This window comes from Alishewanella agri BL06 (genome assembly GCF_000272005.1).
Classification (GTDB): Bacteria; Pseudomonadota; Gammaproteobacteria; order Enterobacterales; family Alteromonadaceae; genus Alishewanella; species Alishewanella agri.
Genome location: NZ_AKKU01000015.1, coordinates 121,375 through 136,571, shown reverse-complemented (window position 1 = coordinate 136,571; position 15,197 = coordinate 121,375). Strand labels below are relative to the sequence as shown.

Annotated in this window: 17 protein-coding genes; 5 read left to right on the top strand and 12 right to left on the bottom strand. The window is 52.6% G+C overall.

What is annotated here, in order from left to right; genetic code table 11:
- Positions 1-50: 50 nt before the first annotated feature.
- Positions 51-800 carry a 3-hydroxybutyrate dehydrogenase gene (locus tag AGRI_RS08680; RefSeq protein ID WP_008984577.1) on the bottom strand — a complete coding sequence of 250 codons (750 nt, stop codon included), beginning with the start codon at positions 798-800 and terminating at the stop codon, positions 51-53.
- 313 nt (positions 801-1,113) lie between these two features.
- Here AGRI_RS08680 and AGRI_RS08670 point away from each other — a divergent pair, with 313 nt between their 5' ends.
- On the top strand, positions 1,114-2,712 hold the full coding sequence (locus tag AGRI_RS08670) for an AbgT family transporter (RefSeq protein WP_008984576.1): 1,599 nt from the start codon (positions 1,114-1,116) through the stop codon (positions 2,710-2,712).
- Between the two features lie 148 nt (positions 2,713-2,860).
- Positions 2,861-3,586, top strand: a complete 726-nt coding sequence (locus AGRI_RS08665) for a SapC family protein (RefSeq protein ID WP_008984575.1) — start codon at positions 2,861-2,863, stop codon at positions 3,584-3,586.
- Between the two features lie 83 nt (positions 3,587-3,669).
- Here the strand turns inward: AGRI_RS08665 and coaD are convergent, their stop codons facing one another.
- Positions 3,670-4,155, bottom strand: coding sequence for a pantetheine-phosphate adenylyltransferase (gene coaD, locus AGRI_RS08660; RefSeq protein WP_008984574.1), 486 nt, complete (start codon positions 4,153-4,155; stop codon positions 3,670-3,672).
- Between the two features lie 107 nt (positions 4,156-4,262).
- Here coaD and AGRI_RS08655 point away from each other — a divergent pair, with 107 nt between their 5' ends.
- From AGRI_RS08655 to tdh, 3 genes are all read left to right on the top strand, one after another.
- Positions 4,263-4,934, top strand: a complete 672-nt coding sequence (locus AGRI_RS08655; protein WP_008984573.1) for a TetR/AcrR family transcriptional regulator — start codon at positions 4,263-4,265, stop codon at positions 4,932-4,934.
- A gap of 127 nt (positions 4,935-5,061) precedes the next feature.
- On the top strand, positions 5,062-6,258 hold the full coding sequence (locus tag AGRI_RS08650; protein WP_008984572.1) for a glycine C-acetyltransferase: 1,197 nt from the start codon (positions 5,062-5,064) through the stop codon (positions 6,256-6,258).
- Between the two features lie 14 nt (positions 6,259-6,272).
- Positions 6,273-7,298 carry an L-threonine 3-dehydrogenase gene (tdh, locus tag AGRI_RS08645; RefSeq protein ID WP_008984571.1) on the top strand — a complete coding sequence of 342 codons (1,026 nt, stop codon included), beginning with the start codon at positions 6,273-6,275 and terminating at the stop codon, positions 7,296-7,298.
- Positions 7,299-7,306: 8 nt separating this feature from the next.
- Here the strand turns inward: tdh and AGRI_RS08640 are convergent, their stop codons facing one another.
- The 10 genes from AGRI_RS08640 to AGRI_RS08600 all read right to left on the bottom strand — a co-directional run bounded on the left by AGRI_RS08640 (position 7,307) and on the right by AGRI_RS08600 (position 15,195).
- Positions 7,307-8,377 (bottom strand): GGDEF domain-containing protein, encoded by a 1,071-nt coding sequence (locus AGRI_RS08640; RefSeq protein WP_008984570.1) that lies wholly within the window; start codon positions 8,375-8,377, stop codon positions 7,307-7,309.
- 114 nt (positions 8,378-8,491) lie between these two features.
- On the bottom strand, positions 8,492-9,049 hold the full coding sequence (locus AGRI_RS08635; protein WP_156808371.1) for a hypothetical protein: 558 nt from the start codon (positions 9,047-9,049) through the stop codon (positions 8,492-8,494).
- Between the two features lie 12 nt (positions 9,050-9,061).
- Positions 9,062-9,310: a hypothetical protein gene (locus tag AGRI_RS08630; protein ID WP_008984568.1), complete on the bottom strand. Its 249-nt coding sequence runs from the start codon at positions 9,308-9,310 to the stop codon at positions 9,062-9,064.
- Positions 9,311-9,386: 76 nt separating this feature from the next.
- A complete protein-coding gene (locus AGRI_RS08625; RefSeq protein WP_008984567.1) occupies positions 9,387-9,947 on the bottom strand; it encodes a GNAT family N-acetyltransferase in 561 nt (186 codons plus the stop codon).
- On the bottom strand, positions 9,934-10,731 hold the full coding sequence (locus AGRI_RS08620) for an SAM-dependent methyltransferase (RefSeq protein WP_008984566.1): 798 nt from the start codon (positions 10,729-10,731) through the stop codon (positions 9,934-9,936). The genes AGRI_RS08625 and AGRI_RS08620 overlap by 14 nt, the downstream gene beginning before the upstream one ends.
- An 8-nt stretch (positions 10,732-10,739) precedes the next feature.
- Positions 10,740-11,678, bottom strand: a complete 939-nt coding sequence (gene dusC, locus AGRI_RS08615; protein WP_008950109.1) for a tRNA dihydrouridine(16) synthase DusC — start codon at positions 11,676-11,678, stop codon at positions 10,740-10,742.
- A complete protein-coding gene (locus AGRI_RS16380; protein ID WP_008984565.1) occupies positions 11,679-11,849 on the bottom strand; it encodes a DUF2256 domain-containing protein in 171 nt (56 codons plus the stop codon).
- Positions 11,850-11,858: 9 nt separating this feature from the next.
- A complete protein-coding gene (locus tag AGRI_RS08610) occupies positions 11,859-12,731 on the bottom strand; it encodes an HDOD domain-containing protein (RefSeq protein WP_008984564.1) in 873 nt (290 codons plus the stop codon).
- A 68-nt stretch (positions 12,732-12,799) separates the two neighbouring features.
- The gene (locus tag AGRI_RS08605) at positions 12,800-13,264 is read right to left on the bottom strand and encodes a hypothetical protein (protein ID WP_008606942.1); all 465 of its coding nucleotides are present in this window, start codon (positions 13,262-13,264) and stop codon (positions 12,800-12,802) included.
- A 128-nt stretch (positions 13,265-13,392) separates the two neighbouring features.
- A complete protein-coding gene (locus AGRI_RS08600; RefSeq protein WP_008984563.1) occupies positions 13,393-15,195 on the bottom strand; it encodes a M48 family metallopeptidase in 1,803 nt (600 codons plus the stop codon).
- Between the last annotated feature and the right edge of the window lie 2 nt (positions 15,196-15,197).

Genomic DNA, 15,197 nt, shown 5'->3' with positions numbered 1-15,197 from the left:
GAGTTCATCTCAGAATATTGGCTGATTGTGCCGAATAAGCGCGCAACTTGCTAGCGCGCCGTCCAGCCACCATCCAGCACCAGGGTTTGTGCCGTAATATGTTTAGCGGCGTCCTGGCAGAGAAACAGGGCGGTGCCGGCAATTTCACTCACGTCAATAAAGGCCTTTTGTGGCATCGGCGCTAACATAATCTGCTCTACCACCTGCTGTTCGGTCAGGTTATGCTCTTTGGCCTGGGCGGCAATTTGTTTTTCCACCAGCGGCGTTTTTACATAAGCCGGGCAAATGGTATTAATCGTAAAGTTACAGTCGGCATTCTCCAGTGCCACGACTTTACTAAAACCAAGTAAACCATGCTTGGCGGCAACATAGGCCGATTTAAACGGCGAGGCCACCAAAGCATGAATAGAGCCGATATTAATTACCCGGCCAAAGTTGTTGGCGCGCATTTGCGGCAACATGGCACGGGTTAACATCGCCGGCCCGGTCAGCATGACCTCAATTAGCAACTGCCACTTTTCCGGAGGAAAATCCTCCAGCCGAGCCACATGTTGAATACCGGCATTATTGACCAGAATATCGGCCGGAAAGCGCGCCGCGCAGTCGGCAATCTGTGCCGGGTTAGTCACATCCAGCACACAATAATCAGCATCATAGCCCTGTGCCTGTAACTGAGCTGCTTTTTCGGTTAACAACTGTTCGTTCAAATCGGCCAACACCACCTGGTGCTGCGCTTTGGCGAATGCCTGTGCCACAGCAAAACCAATGCCGCCGGTCGCGCCCGTAATAACAACCCGCATAATTACTCTCCGCTTAACTGCTATGGTCTGATACTAGAAAAGCCGGCGCCGTTACTCAACGGTACTTTAGTGCTATGTTGCAGTGCGATGTTGCCATCACCGGCTTCGCAAAGGGTCAGCTGCGAAGTGCCCCGCGGCTTTGCGAACCGGGGAACCTGTGATAGATTTAGCCACTTTAATAAAAACCAACGCGCTTCATTGAACCCTGTTATCAGCATACCGCAACAAATTTTTTTGCCGTATTCAGATCAACCGAAGCTAAAACAAAGGCCTGCCAAGACAGCGCCAAGCCGCAGACCAAGAGGATACACCTATGACAACTACCAGCAGGACGCCGCCAGGCGCCCCGGAAAAACGTGGCTGGTTTACCCGCTTTCTCGATACTGTAGAATTTTTAGGTAATTTATTACCGCATCCGGTTACCTTATTCGCCTGTTTTGCAATTGCCGTGGTAATCGGCAGCGGTATTGCCGCTTACTTTGATTTTAGTGCCATCGACCCGCGGCCAGAGGGCACTGCCGGCCGCGCAGCCGACGGTATGATTAAAGTCGTCAGCCTGATGAATGTTGACGGCTTACAGCGCATTGTCTCTAACCTGGTGACTAACTTTACCAACTTTCCGCCATTAGGGGTGGTGTTAGTGGCGTTACTGGGCGTTAGTATTGCTGAGCATTCCGGGCTCATCTCGGCCGCCATGCGCGGTTTGGTGATGAATGCCTCCAAGCGGATGGTGACGGTAACCATCGTCTTTGCCGGTATTATTTCGAATACCGCCTCTGAGCTGGGCTATGTGGTATTGATCCCGATGGCAGCGGTCATTTTCCACTCTTTAGGGCGCCATCCGCTGGCAGGTTTAGCGGCGGCCTTTGCCGGGGTATCCGGTGGCTACAGCGCTAACCTCTTTATCGGCACTGTGGATCCGCTGTTAGCCGGCTTTACTACTTCTGCTGCCAATCTGATTGACCCGAATTATGTGGTTGGTCCGGAAGCTAACTGGTTCTTTATGATTGCCAGTACCTTTGTTATTGCCGCTCTAGGTGCCTTTGTTACCGAGAAGATCGTTGAGCCCAAGCTGGGCAAATATAATGTCAGCGAAGCCGCTGTCGATTTGGGCGAGCAAAAGCTGGAACAGCTTACCGCTATTGAGCGTAAAGGTTTAAAACTGGCTGGTTTGGCGTTTTTGGCAATCGGGCTGCTGCTGGCGCTGAGTGTGGTGCCGGCCGATGGCGTTTTACGCCACCCAGACACTGGCCTGGTGGCTGACTCACCGTTCTTAAAAGGTATCGTAGTGTTTATCTTTGTGTCCTTTGCCATTCCGGGTTTTATCTACGGCAAGGTAGTCGGCACTATGCAAACTGATCGTGATGTGATCAATGCGATGGCAAAAAGCATCAGCTCCATGGGGTTGTATATCGTACTGGTGTTCTTCGCGGCGCAGTTTGTGGCTTTCTTCGGCTGGTCGAATCTGGGCGCGATTCTGGCGGTAAAAGGCGCCACCTTGCTGCAGGATATCGGGTTAACCGGCCCAATGCTGTTTGTATTTTTTATTGGCATGTGCGCCATTGTTAACTTGTCGTTGGGTTCGGCCTCGGCGCAATGGGCGATTTTTGCGCCGATCTTCGTGCCAATGCTGATGATAGTTGGTTATTCACCAGAAGTGATTCAGGCGGCATACCGGATTGGCGATTCGGTAACCAACCTGATCACGCCGATGATGAGCTACTTTGGCCTGATCCTGGCCGTTGCCGCCCGTTATAAGAAAGACTTAGGCATCGGTACCCTGATTGCGACCATGCTGCCTTATACCATGATTTTCTTTATCGGCTGGGTAGTGCTGTTTTATCTGTGGGTCTTTGTGCTGGGGTTACCGGTTGGTCCTGGCTCACCCACTTACTATGAATTCACGCAGTAATGGGCTTGAGGGTCTTACTGCTGTCATAAAGCTGTGATATAACAACGGCAGCTTAGACGCCAATTGCAAGCTTGGCGTTTGCCGAATCGAAGCAGGCTCCTGCCGATGTAGCGGGAGCTTTTTAAACATTCAGAGAATAGAGTTGTATATGGAACAGAATAAAGTTGTAGGGTTGCATAAAGAAAAACACGCCAAAACCAAAATCAGTTCAGTGCGCCCGTTTAATCATATCGCGCAGGAGCATATGCTGCCGGTGGTGGTACACGAGTTTGTGGTCGCGGGTGCCGAATTCCCGGTGGTGTTTGTTAAAGATCCCGCCAGTGAGCGCTTTCAGTCGGTGGTATTGCTAGGTCTGGCGGCCCGGCAGAATCTGCTGATCAAAGAAGACAAATGGGACGCCATGTATGTACCCCGTGTCGTGCGTAATTACCCACTGTTACTGGTACAGGAAGATCCAAATAGCGACCGCTTAATCGTCGCCATTGATGAAGCCTCTGAGCGCGTTAACGAAGCTGAAGGTTTCCCACTGTTCAACGACGATGGCAGCGAGAGTGAGTTTTTAACTGTACGTAAGCAGCAGATGGGCGAGTATGTTGATTTTGCGCAAATTACCCAAGCCTTTGTTGAAAAGCTGAAGAGCCTTGAGCTGTTAAAAGAGCAGGTGCTGACAGTGACCATCAACGAAGAAAAACGCAATATCAACGGCATTTACATGGTCGATGATAAAAAGCTGAATGAATTATCGGATGAAGCTTTCCTGGATCTGCGTAAACAAGGTTATTTAACGGCGATTTATGCGCATCTGATGTCACTGCAGCACACGCAGAAGCTGGTACAAAAATTAGCAGAGCGCGAAGAAGCTGCCAAGGCCTAAGCCTTGTACGGATAAATCGGCAAATAACACAACGGCAGCTCAGGCTGCCGTTGTTGTTTAAAAATAAAAACTAATTCAACAAGTTAACTGCGGCCAAATTTAGTCAGTAATGCCAGTCGCACATGTTCCGGTACAAAGCTTGAGACATCACCGCCATGCCGGCACACTTCTTTAACCAGGGTTGATGAGATAAAGGTATTTTTCTCGGACGGCGTCATAAAAATACTGTCCAGCTCCGGGTTTAATGAGCGGTTCATGCTGGCCAGCTGAAACTCGTATTCATAGTCGGCGACGGCCCGCACACCGCGGATCAACACCTGTGCCTGCTGGCTTTTGGCAAAATCGGCCAACAGACCGGAAAAACCAATCACACTGACATTACTACAACCGGCAAAGGCCTGTTTTGCCAGCGCTACCCGTTCATCTAAACTAAACAGTGGTTGTTTACTGGGGTTAGCTGCAACCGCGACAATCAGGGTTTCAAACAAGCGCGCCGCACGCAGTACAATATCGGCATGGCCATTGGTTAAGGGATCAAAAGTCCCGGGATACACAGCGCGAATATGCATTAAAAGCAGTTCCTGTAAGGGCCAGCATAGTGCCTGCTGGCAATTAACGACAGTTTGGCGTTACTATAGCAAAATAACCGCTTAAAAAAAGAAGCCTGCAGTTCGCAATGGAAAAGAAGCTCAGAACCAAAGACCGGATTATCCAAGCCAGTATCGCCCTGTTTAACGAAGTCGGTGAGCGTCAGGTTACCACTAACCATATCGCCGCCCATCTGGGCATCAGCCCCGGTAACCTGTATTACCATTTCCGCAATAAAGAAGACATTATCCGGCATATCTTCCGCGAATATACCAAGTTACTGGAAACCCGGATTAAACCGCCGTCAGCCCAGGCCAGGCCGCTGGATGCCCTGACTGATTATCTCGATGTGGTATTTGAGCTGATGTGGCGGTTTCATTTTTTCTACGCCAATTTGCCCGACATTTTGGCGCGCGACCCGGCGCTTCAGCAGGATTACCTGCAGGTGCAGCAGGGCGTACTGGCGCGGGTGATGACGGTAATTAAAGCCTTAAAATCCCAAGGCGTCATTGCAGTTGATGAAGCCGATATCCGCGATCTGGCGCACAATATCAAACTGCTGGTTACCTTTTGGATCAGCTATCTGAAAACCCAGGCGCCGCAGGCCGAAGTCAATCAGGCTAACCTGTACCGTGGCGTATTGAAAGTCCTGTTGTTATTTAAGCCCTATGCCACCGCCGCCGCCCGCGCTGATATGCTGCAACTGCAACATTACTACAGCCAGCTGGTCGGAACAGATCTGGCAGCGGCCGATTTGTAGCCAATTCTTTACAAGCGGGGCAGGCAAGCCCCGCTAATCTTCGGTATAATCGCTGCAGCGAGGGCCGCTAAAAAGTACAATAGCGCGTCAAATCAACTTACCCGCCTACATTGCCAGAGGAGGCTTTATGCGCAATGGCGCTTTTCTGCACCATCTACAACAACAAATCGAAGAGGTGAAAGCAGAAGGTCTGTACAAAGCAGAACGTATTATCAGCTCACAACAACAAGCCAGCGTTACCGTTGGCAGCGAGCAGGTACTAAACTTTTGTGCCAATAACTATCTGGGCCTGGCCAATAACCCCGAGCTAATTGCTGCCGCGCAGCAGGGCCTGCAAAGCCACGGCTTTGGTGTCGCCTCAGTGCGTTTTATCTGTGGTACCCAGGATATCCATAAACAGCTGGAAGCAAAAATCAGTGCCTTTTTAGGTACCGAAGATACCATCCTGTACTCTTCCTGTTTTGATGCCAATGGCGGTTTGTTTGAAACCATCCTCGGTGCCGAAGATGCGGTGATCTCGGATGCACTGAACCATGCTTCCATTATTGACGGTGTGCGGCTGTGTAAAGCCAAACGCTACCGTTATGCCAATAACAATATGGCCGAGCTGGAAGCCCAGCTGCAGCAGGCCGATGCCGATGGCGCCCGTTTTAAGCTGATTGCCACTGATGGCGTGTTCTCGATGGATGGCGTGATTGCCGACTTAAAAGCGGTCTGTGATCTGGCCGATAAATATAACGCCATGGTAATGGTTGACGATAGCCATGCCGTGGGTTTTGTGGGTAAAAATGGCCGCGGCACCCACGAATACTGTGAGGTGATGGACAGAGTCGATATTATTACCGGCACCCTGGGCAAGGCGCTGGGCGGTGCTTCCGGTGGTTATACCTCAGGTAAAAAAGAAATTATCGAATGGCTGCGGCAGCGTTCACGGCCTTATCTGTTCTCGAACTCGTTAGCGCCTTCTATTGTTACTGCGTCAATCAAGGTGCTGGAGATGCTGGAGCAGGGCGGCGCGCTGCGGGAAAAGCTGTGGCAAAACGCCAATTATTTCCGCGAGCAGATGACGGCCGCCGGCTTTACGCTGGCCGGTAAAGATCATGCCATTATTCCGGTGATGCTGGGTGATGCCAAGGTGGCCGCCGAAATGGCGAAACGCATGCTGGCCGAGGGCATCTATGTGGTTGGCTTCTCCTTCCCGGTAGTACCAAAAGGGCAGGCGCGGATCCGCACCCAGATTTCGGCGGCACATACAAAAGAGCAGCTGGATAAAGCCATTGCGGCCTTTATCCGCATTGGTAAAGACATGGGCGTGATCGCATAAGGCGGGGCGTAATAATGAAAGCATTAGCAAAATTAAAAGCAGAACCGGGCATTTGGCAAACCGAGGTTGAGAAACCGGAAGTGGGGCCAAACGATGTGCTGATCCGGATTAAAAAAACCGCCATCTGTGGCACAGACGTGCATATCTACAAATGGGATGAATGGGCGCAGAACACCATTCCGCATGGCATGGTAGTGGGCCATGAATATGTCGGCGTTATTGAAGGCATGGGCTCAGAAGTGCGCGGCTTTAAAGTGGGTGACCGTGTCTCCGGCGAAGGCCATATTACCTGCGGCTACTGCCGTAACTGCCGTGCCGGCCGCGTGCATTTATGCCGTAATACCATTGGCGTAGGGGTAAACCGTACCGGCTCCTTTGCTGAATATCTGGTGATCCCGGCTTATAACGCCTTTAAGCTGCCGGACAATATCCCGGATAATATCGCTGCGATCTTTGACCCCTTTGGCAATGCCGTACATACCGCCCTGTCTTTTGATCTGGTGGGTGAAGATGTGCTGATCACCGGCGCCGGCCCTATCGGTATTATGGCGGCCGCGGTAGCGCGCCATGTTGGTGCCCGGCATGTGGTGGTAACAGACGTTAACCCGTACCGGCTTGAGCTGGCGCTGAAAATGGGCGCCAGCCGCGCTGTTGATGTCAGCAAACAGAACCTGAAAGACGTGATGCAGGAGCTGGGCATGACCGAAGGCTTTGATGTTGGTTTGGAGATGTCTGGCGTTCCGGCAGCCTTTAACAGCATGCTGGATACCATGAACCATGGCGGTAAGATTGCCATGCTGGGTATTCCGCCATCGACCATGGCGATTGACTGGAATAAGGTCATCTTTAAAGGCCTGGTAATTAAAGGCATCTACGGCCGGGAAATGTTTGAAACCTGGTATAAGATGGCGAGCTTAATTCAGTCTGGTCTGGATTTAAGCCCGATTATTACCCACGAAATGCCGATGGAAAACTATAAAGAAGGCTTTGAGATTATGTGCTCAGGCCAGTCGGGTAAGGTGATCCTAAACTGGTCTTAAGCCCCGGCTTAAGCAGCCCCGTCCGCTGTGGCGGGGCAGTACACCTGATTACGTCCCTGCTGTTTGGCCTGGTACATCGCAGCATCAGCTGCTGCCAGCAGCGCACTTAAATCGTAACCGGCCTGATTGCTGTCTGCTACACCAAAGCTGGCGGTCACTTTAAATTGCTGCTGATAACCACTGGTATCAATATCTGCCAGCGCCGTACGACAAATTTCGGCCAGCATCGACGCCTGCTCGGCAGTGCAGTCAGTCAGCAGGATCACAAACTCTTCGCCACCAATACGGCCAAAAATATCGCTATGCCGGATAAAGTTACGGCAACTGAGTACTACCTGGCGCAAGGTCCAGTCACCGGCGGCATGACCGAAGCGATCATTGATATTTTTAAAGTGGTCTAAATCAAACAGGATCAGCGCTACCGGCCGTTTAGCCCGGATACAATGGGCAATTTCCCGCTGCGCCTGCTCGGTAAAATGATAACGGTTGCTAATGCCGGTAAGTTGGTCAAACTCGGCCATTTTGCGATAACGCTTACTGCGGGTCAGGCCACGGTAGGTCAGCAAGCCAAGGATTAAACTCAGGCTACCAATCAGTAATAGCAGCAGGTAACGGTTTTCCGCCTGCTGCTGATATAAATTACGTTCCAGCGTAAGCAGTTCATTATCTTTATCCAATAGCTGGATCCGTTGCTCTTTCAGACGGGCTTCGCCACTGGCCAGCTGGTAAGCCAATTGCTGCGAGGCTTTTTCTCTGGCAATCGCCAGCTCGGTATCACGGCGTTTTTCGCTATAACGCAGCAGGTTGTCAAAGTTACGCTCCGCCTGCGCCAGCAGCGTTAATACCCGGTAGGTACTCAGCACCGCCGGATCATTCCGATCGCCCGGTAAACTTTGCTCAGCGCGCTGCGCCAGCTCGCTGGCTGCAGCCAACTCGCCCTGTTGTAATAGCGCTTCTGCGGCGGCGGCGTTAAAACCGGCGGTTAAAATCGGATAATTAATCTGTTCAACCTGAGAATAATACTGCTGATAAAACGCCAGGGCAGCAGCGGCTTGCTGTTGTTCCAGTAAATAGAACATATGGTTGCGGATAATTAGCAGTGAGAAAATAACTTCGTTGGCTAGTTCGCATTTGGTTAGAGTTTCGCTAAATTTCGTAGCGTATATATCAAAGTTAGATGTGAAATAGTCGCCCTAGAGTCCGAATGAGTTTAATCTGCAAACCAAGCTGGAGCTATCTGTTAAATTCAATCCACGTTGAACTAGCTGCTTGGAAAGATCATAACGCTCAATGTTATTGAACAAAACGATAATCTGACCAACAAGCTGGTAGTATTCATTTGCATTATTTAACGCTGGCAATGCATTTAATAGCTGCTCAATGTTGATAAATGCATCGGTGTATCTAAAGCTCAAAGCATAGATATTGACCTTCAGTCCAGTCATTCTGAGAGATAAATGGCTGTCTGGCCGCAATTCGGTTTGCTCCAGCATATCAAGAGCAGTACTAAAATCACCCCTGGCTGTAAGGTCGTATGCTTTAAGTAAATTTAGATACTGTTGTTCTGTAGGATTTAAAGCTTCCGGTTTTAACGTGTCCGCCAGCTCAGCAAGCGTGCGTCTGAACTCAGCGAAATCTTTTAATCTCAGCTCGTCCAGAGTGCTAAGTTGCTCCGATATTGACTGCGCAGGTGCCTGATATGGCCAAAAGCCCATCAGCAGCAGAACGCACAGGAGCAACGAATTTCTCATCTGCATCGACAGCTAGCATGCGAGTTTAACGTTAAAGGACACTTCCTCGGGGACCTGCTCTGGAGTATCAGGCTCGTCAGGTTCAGGTTGCTGCGGTTCTTCAGGTTCAGGAGTGACAATAAAGCAGATAATCTTTTCCCGCAGTAATGCCTGCTCTGCCGTATTAAGCTTAGCCAATAGCTGAGCATTATCGGATTCGACGCTGGGTTGCCAGACCGGCGTAAGTGCCAGGCTTAGTAGTTGCTCAGATAAAGTAGACATTAGCAGGGCTCGGTAATTAAAGGTCGATATGCCTAATGTAGGCAGTTTTTATGACAGCAGCAAGGGGCCTTTGGTTTTATTTTCGGGATTCTTCCGCCGGGTTTAGCTTAAGTGGCCGGCTTAGCCGTAAAAAGCCATCCGCTAGTTCGGCACTGACCTTAAACCCCAGCTTGGCTGCCGAATGCAGGGCGGCGAGATTTTGCTGCTGGATCCTTTTGCTCAGGGTTTCAATTCCGCCCAGACACCCGGCCTGCGCAATCAACAATCGGCTAAGTTGGGTGCCGAGCCCCCGTTGTTGCCAGGCAGGTAACAGCATACGGCCAAGTTCAGCCTCGCTGGCATTGGCGCTCGGTAATAACATCGCCAGCCCGATAGCGCCCACTCCGGCCAGTTGTACCTGAAAATACGCTGCCGGCCAGCTGGTGGTTGTCGCTGTGGTCACAGGCAAAGAGGCAGGCTGCTGCAGGTGCTGTAGCAGCGTATTAAAACGCGCCCGCGCCTGCGTTATGCTTAGTGCCGGACCGATATGCCGCATTACCTGGGGTTCGCAAAATAACGCCAGAAATAGTGGCTCGGCCGCAGGGTCAAGAGCCTGTAACGTCAGGCCGGGTTGGCTGGTGCCGTTAACGGCTAACATCGGTTGCCTGATCCAGTGCGGCCAATTGTTGCAGCAGTTCCGTATTGGCCTGTAGCGCGCTACAGGGCGGGATCACCAGTGTGGTTTTACCGCTGACAGTGGCCTGTGCCAGCTCTGATAGAGGCAAATGCTCAATGCGGGCTTGCTGGGTCGGCAGGCTGGCCGCTTCATACAGGGTAACCTGATGTGCCGGCGGATAAAAACGGCATAAATAGTCGCTTAACAGCTGCCGGTATTGGCCGGGGGTGGCAAAGCGTGCCAGACTGCGGTCGCCGGCAACACCCAGTTGCCATAAAATAAGGTAGGCGGCGGTATCGATAGTGCGCTGATAAAACATAAACTGGCTGCATTCGTACAGCTGGCAACCATAGCGGCCCGGGTCAATCCCCAGATCGGCATACAGACAGTCTTCGGCTGAGATCGCCGGTAGCATCCGGCTAAAATAACCTTGTTGCTGCGCCTGTTTCACTGCCTGATGCGGTACCCAGGCAAAGACCCCCGGATGACCATAAAAGGCGCCAACCACCTTTTTACCGGCCGCGACTTCAGCCAGCATCGCCTCAACCATTAGCTGATAGCTATGCTGGCGTGATGGCCCCTGATGATAATAAGGCTGCAGTGAGCGGGCGTCCGGGCGCATTTCCAGTAACCATTGCTCGGTTAACGCATCGGCCATTAGCACAAAGACCACATCGGCAGCAGCGATATAGTTGCGGCTAAGCGGGTCCAGATGGGCGCCCAGCATAATGCCGGTACCCAGGCAAATCAGACTGCCCTGCGCCATGTGGTCTCCTAGTCGCTGCGTTGTTGCTCAAGTAACTGCAAAATATCCCGGCTTTTGGTCAGTAAGCGCAGCTGGCTAAATAACTGCTGCGCCTCAGGGTATTGCAGTTTCAGGTAACTAAACCATTGCTTTACCCGGTTAGCGTAATATTTGCCTTTATCGCCGGCAATTTCAAATTCGGAATAGTGCATCAATAACGCCAGCACCTCTGGCCAGGGCAGTGGGGCGGCCTGATCCCGGATATGCCGCGCCAGATTGGGCATCGCCAGTGCGCCGCGGCCAAGCATAATATCCTGGCACTGACTTTGCTGCTGACATAGCAGCGCCTGTTCGGCATTCCAGATCTCGCCATTAGCAACCAGCGGTATTTTTACCTGCTGCTTTATTTTGGCAATCCAGGGCCAGTACGCCGGTGGCCGGTACCCATCGCTTTTGGTGCGGGCATGGATCGCCAGGCTGCTGGCGCCGGCCTCGGCAATGGCCTTAGCATTGTCAAGCGCCAGGCTGGTATCGTCATAACCGAGCCGAATTTTGGCGCTGACCGGGAACTGCGCCGGTACGGCGTCGCGCACGGCTTTTACGATCCGATACAGGGTCTCGGTTTCTTTTAATAGCACAGCGCCGCCGCGACTTTTATTCACCGCCTTGGCCGGGCAACCAAAATTCAGATCGACGCCGGGTGAGCCCAGTTCCACCGCCCGCGCTGCATTTTCGGCCAGCCAGTGTGGTTCCTGCCCCAACAATTGCACCCGTACCGGGGTGCCGGCGCGGGTTTTACCACCTTGCAGCAGTTCCGGGCACAGCCGGGTAAATACTCTCGCCGGCAGTTTTTGGTCCACCACCCGCACAAATTCGGTAATGCACAAGTCATAGCCGCCAATTTGCGTCAGCATCTCGCGCATCAGGTGATCCACCACGCCCTCCATTGGGGCCAGTACGATTTTCATTTAGTCACTGTCTTGCGGCGAGGTGGCGTGCGCATGCTGGCGTTGCCGGCGGCAGCGTTCAGAGCAGTAGCGCACGTCATCCCAGTTACGCTGCCACTTTTTGCGCCAGCTAAAAGCTAACTGACACACCGGGCAGATTTTTTGCGGCAGGGTGGTTTTGTGGTGGGCCATAAAGCCGCCTTAAACGCTATAGATGGTGCGCAGTTCCTGGCGGTGCAACAGCTCGGCCAGCTCCGGTAATTGCAGCGGCTCCAGCTCCAGCACATCCAGAATACGGCTTTGATGCAGCTGCCATTCCGGATCCAGATTAACCTGAAATAGCTGCCGGCTTTCACCACTGAAAAATTCGGCAATTTTTAAAATGGCAAAGCGCTGATGTTCGGCCTGGTTATCGGTTTCCAGCAACAGCGCCGGGCTGTGGTGATAGGCAATAATATTACACAGTGTCTGGGTCAGACCCCAGGATTCGGCAATCAGATAGCCCAGCACTTCATGACTGGTATGAAAATGCTGCTCTTCAATGCTGCTGACCGCCTGCTGTTGCAGCAAACCTTGCTGCAGCACAGCGGCATATTGCGGCGCCTGTTGGCTAATCAGTGCCATGCCGGCGTTGCGAAATAACCCCAGCGAGTAACAATCGTCCTGACACTGCTGGTCAAAATTCAGCTGTTTCGCCAGCGTCATCGCCAGGGTGGCGGTATGCAGCGCATTGGTCCAGAGCTTGCGGCTAAACTCATCCTGACGGCCTTCTTCCAGCGTAAAGCGCAGCAGTACACTGCGTACCAGCATCACTACCCGGTTTAATCCCAGATAGCGGCAGGCTTGCTCCACCGAGGTAATTTTATTGCGTAGCCCAAAGTAGGCCGAGTTGACCACTTTTAGCGTAAAGCCGGCAATACCGATATCCAGCGCAATCAGCGAGGCAATACGGTTTAAGTCCGGTTCGGCGGCATTCAGTTGTTGCTGGATATGCCGCAGTACCTGGGGTTGTGGCGGAATGGTAAAGCCCTGCAGCGCATGCTCAACCAGGCTCATATCGATTGCTTTGACCATCTGCTGTACTCCCGCGCCCTTTTGGGTATGCCTTTTGTCGTGCGCTGCTGCTAATCAGAATTAAGGATTTACGAATCGAGGTAAGGCCGGCCCAGCATCAATTGCTGTGCCAGTTGCGTTTCTGCCTGCTGATCAGTGAGCTGCAGGTCGAGAAACTGCACATCAAATTGCAGCAGGTCGTCGTCTGCTAAATGCACCGCCACCAGCTTATCCGGTACCTGATGCACCTGACGGTAGGCATTAATTGCCACCTGGGCGGCTTGCTCCATTAAGGCCAGAAAATGCCCGAGCGGATAGCGCTGAAATACCGGATCATCCAGATGCGCCCAGCCTAATAAGTCACCGCTGATGCTGCCATCGGCATGATCGGTAAACAGCATTGAAACGGCGGCGCAGCTGGGGTTTTCACCCGGGGTAAATTGTTCGGCATCCTGCTCGGAAAACAGCAGTACATAGCCAAAACCCGGGCAGCCTTCGGCATCCATTTCGTCGAACGACGGATCGTACAACAGGAACAAACGATTATCAGACATGGGCACCCCGGCTAGCTAAACAAAGCGCTATTCTACCTGAGGTCGGAGCTGCACTAAAGCCCTCTGGCCGGATCCTGCTGCGAATTAACCGCAAGCGTGTTTAGGCGGTAGAGTTTGGCGTTGCAGTTTTAGCTGAAATCGTCGGTAACGGGTAATGGCATTTCCAGCAGCAGCGCCAGCAGGTTAAGCAGACCTTGTTCCGCAGCAGAAGCGGTTTTATCAGCGGTAACAGCGGCGAGTATGGCTTGCCATAATTGCTGCTTAACTGCCGGTGACGCGGTAAGCAGTGGCCGTAGCGCCTGATCTAACTGGCTAAATTGCACTGCCGGTTGTGCGGTGGTCGTGTCCAGCTGCAGGGCAAGGAGTGCGGCCTGCCAGGCTTGCTGTTGCCGGCTGCTGTCGCCAGCGGCATTGGCCACAGCGCTTAGCAGCGGTAGCAACGCAGGTAACAGCTCCGCCAGATTATGCCGGTTGTATTGGCGTACTAGTTCCTTACTGTCGAACTCGCTGGCGACCACATGCTCCAATAAGCTTAAACTTAACCACTGCGCCAGATCCGGCGTGTTACCGGCAAGGTGTCGCAGTAACTTGTCAAAGGCGCGGAACTCTGACTCACTCAGCTGCTTAAGCGCTGGTACCGACATTTGTAATAACTGTACCTGCTGTGGCAGGGCCAGGCGTTGTACCGGATCGGAGAGCTGATCGACTTCGGCCAGCAGCTGGCTGCCACCATAGGCTTTAATGGCGGTTAACTGCGCAGCTAAGGTGTCGGTTCTAAGGAGTAAAGCACAGGCGATGGCTTGTGCCGGGCGGGTCTGATGACTGCTTTGCGTCAACAATACCGGGATCGCCGCCAGCATGGCCCGACGTTGCCGTTCCTGCGGTTGTTCTGCTGCTTGTGATGGCGAGGGTTTAACCGGCGCCTGACTTGCCGGGTAGCGGCCATTCCAGCTCGGGTCGAGCCGGCGAATACGCTTTTCCAGTGGCGGATGAGTGGCAAAGATAGATACCCAGCGGCTTAGCGCTTCGCCAAAAAATAAATGACTGACTTCATCGGCATTGGCGTGCTGCACTTTGGCGCCGTATTGATGGCCACCGATACGCTTTAAGGCGCCGGCAATACCGCTTGGATTACGGCTAAACTGTACCGCCGAAGCATCGGCCAGATATTCACGCTGCCGGCTGACGGCCGCTTTAATCAGATTACCAAAAAATGAACCAAGGTAGCCAATAACAATCAGGCCAACCCCTAACAGCAAAATGGCGCCGGCACCCTCATTATTATTGCGTCTGGAGCGGGCATAGCTGGCGCCGCGGCCAGCGCGTAACAGGTAATAACCGAGATGGCCAATAAATAAAATGCCATTCAGTACCGCGATGAGTCGGATATTCATCCGCATATCGCCGTTTAGAATATGGCTAAATTCATGGGCGATTACGCCTTGCAGTTCGTCGCGGCTAAGTTGCTCCAGCGCACCTTGGGTGACACCTATCACGGCATCGGCCGGGCTGTAACCGGCGGCAAAGGCATTAATGCCTTTTTCCGGTAACAGGTAGACCGGCGGTACCGGCAGGTTAGCGGCCAGCGCCATTTCCTCAACCACATTTAACAGCCGGCGTTGCAACGGTTCCTGGGCTGAGGGGGATACCCGGTTACCGCCAAGTGCTTCGGCGATGGTGCGGCCACCGAGCTTTAAGCGCTGCCATTTTGCCATTATGGCCAAACCAACCACGGCAATGACCACCAGACTGATACTGCTGATCACTTCCCACGGCAGTTGTAAGGGTGCGCCCTGAAACAGGCTGAAACTGACCATCACCAGCAGGTTGGTCAGAACTATCAACGCCAGCACCGCCAGCGCGAACAACAGGATCAGCACCTTAGTATTGCGCCGGGCCAGATCCTGTTGCTGAAAGAAATTGGTGGCCATTA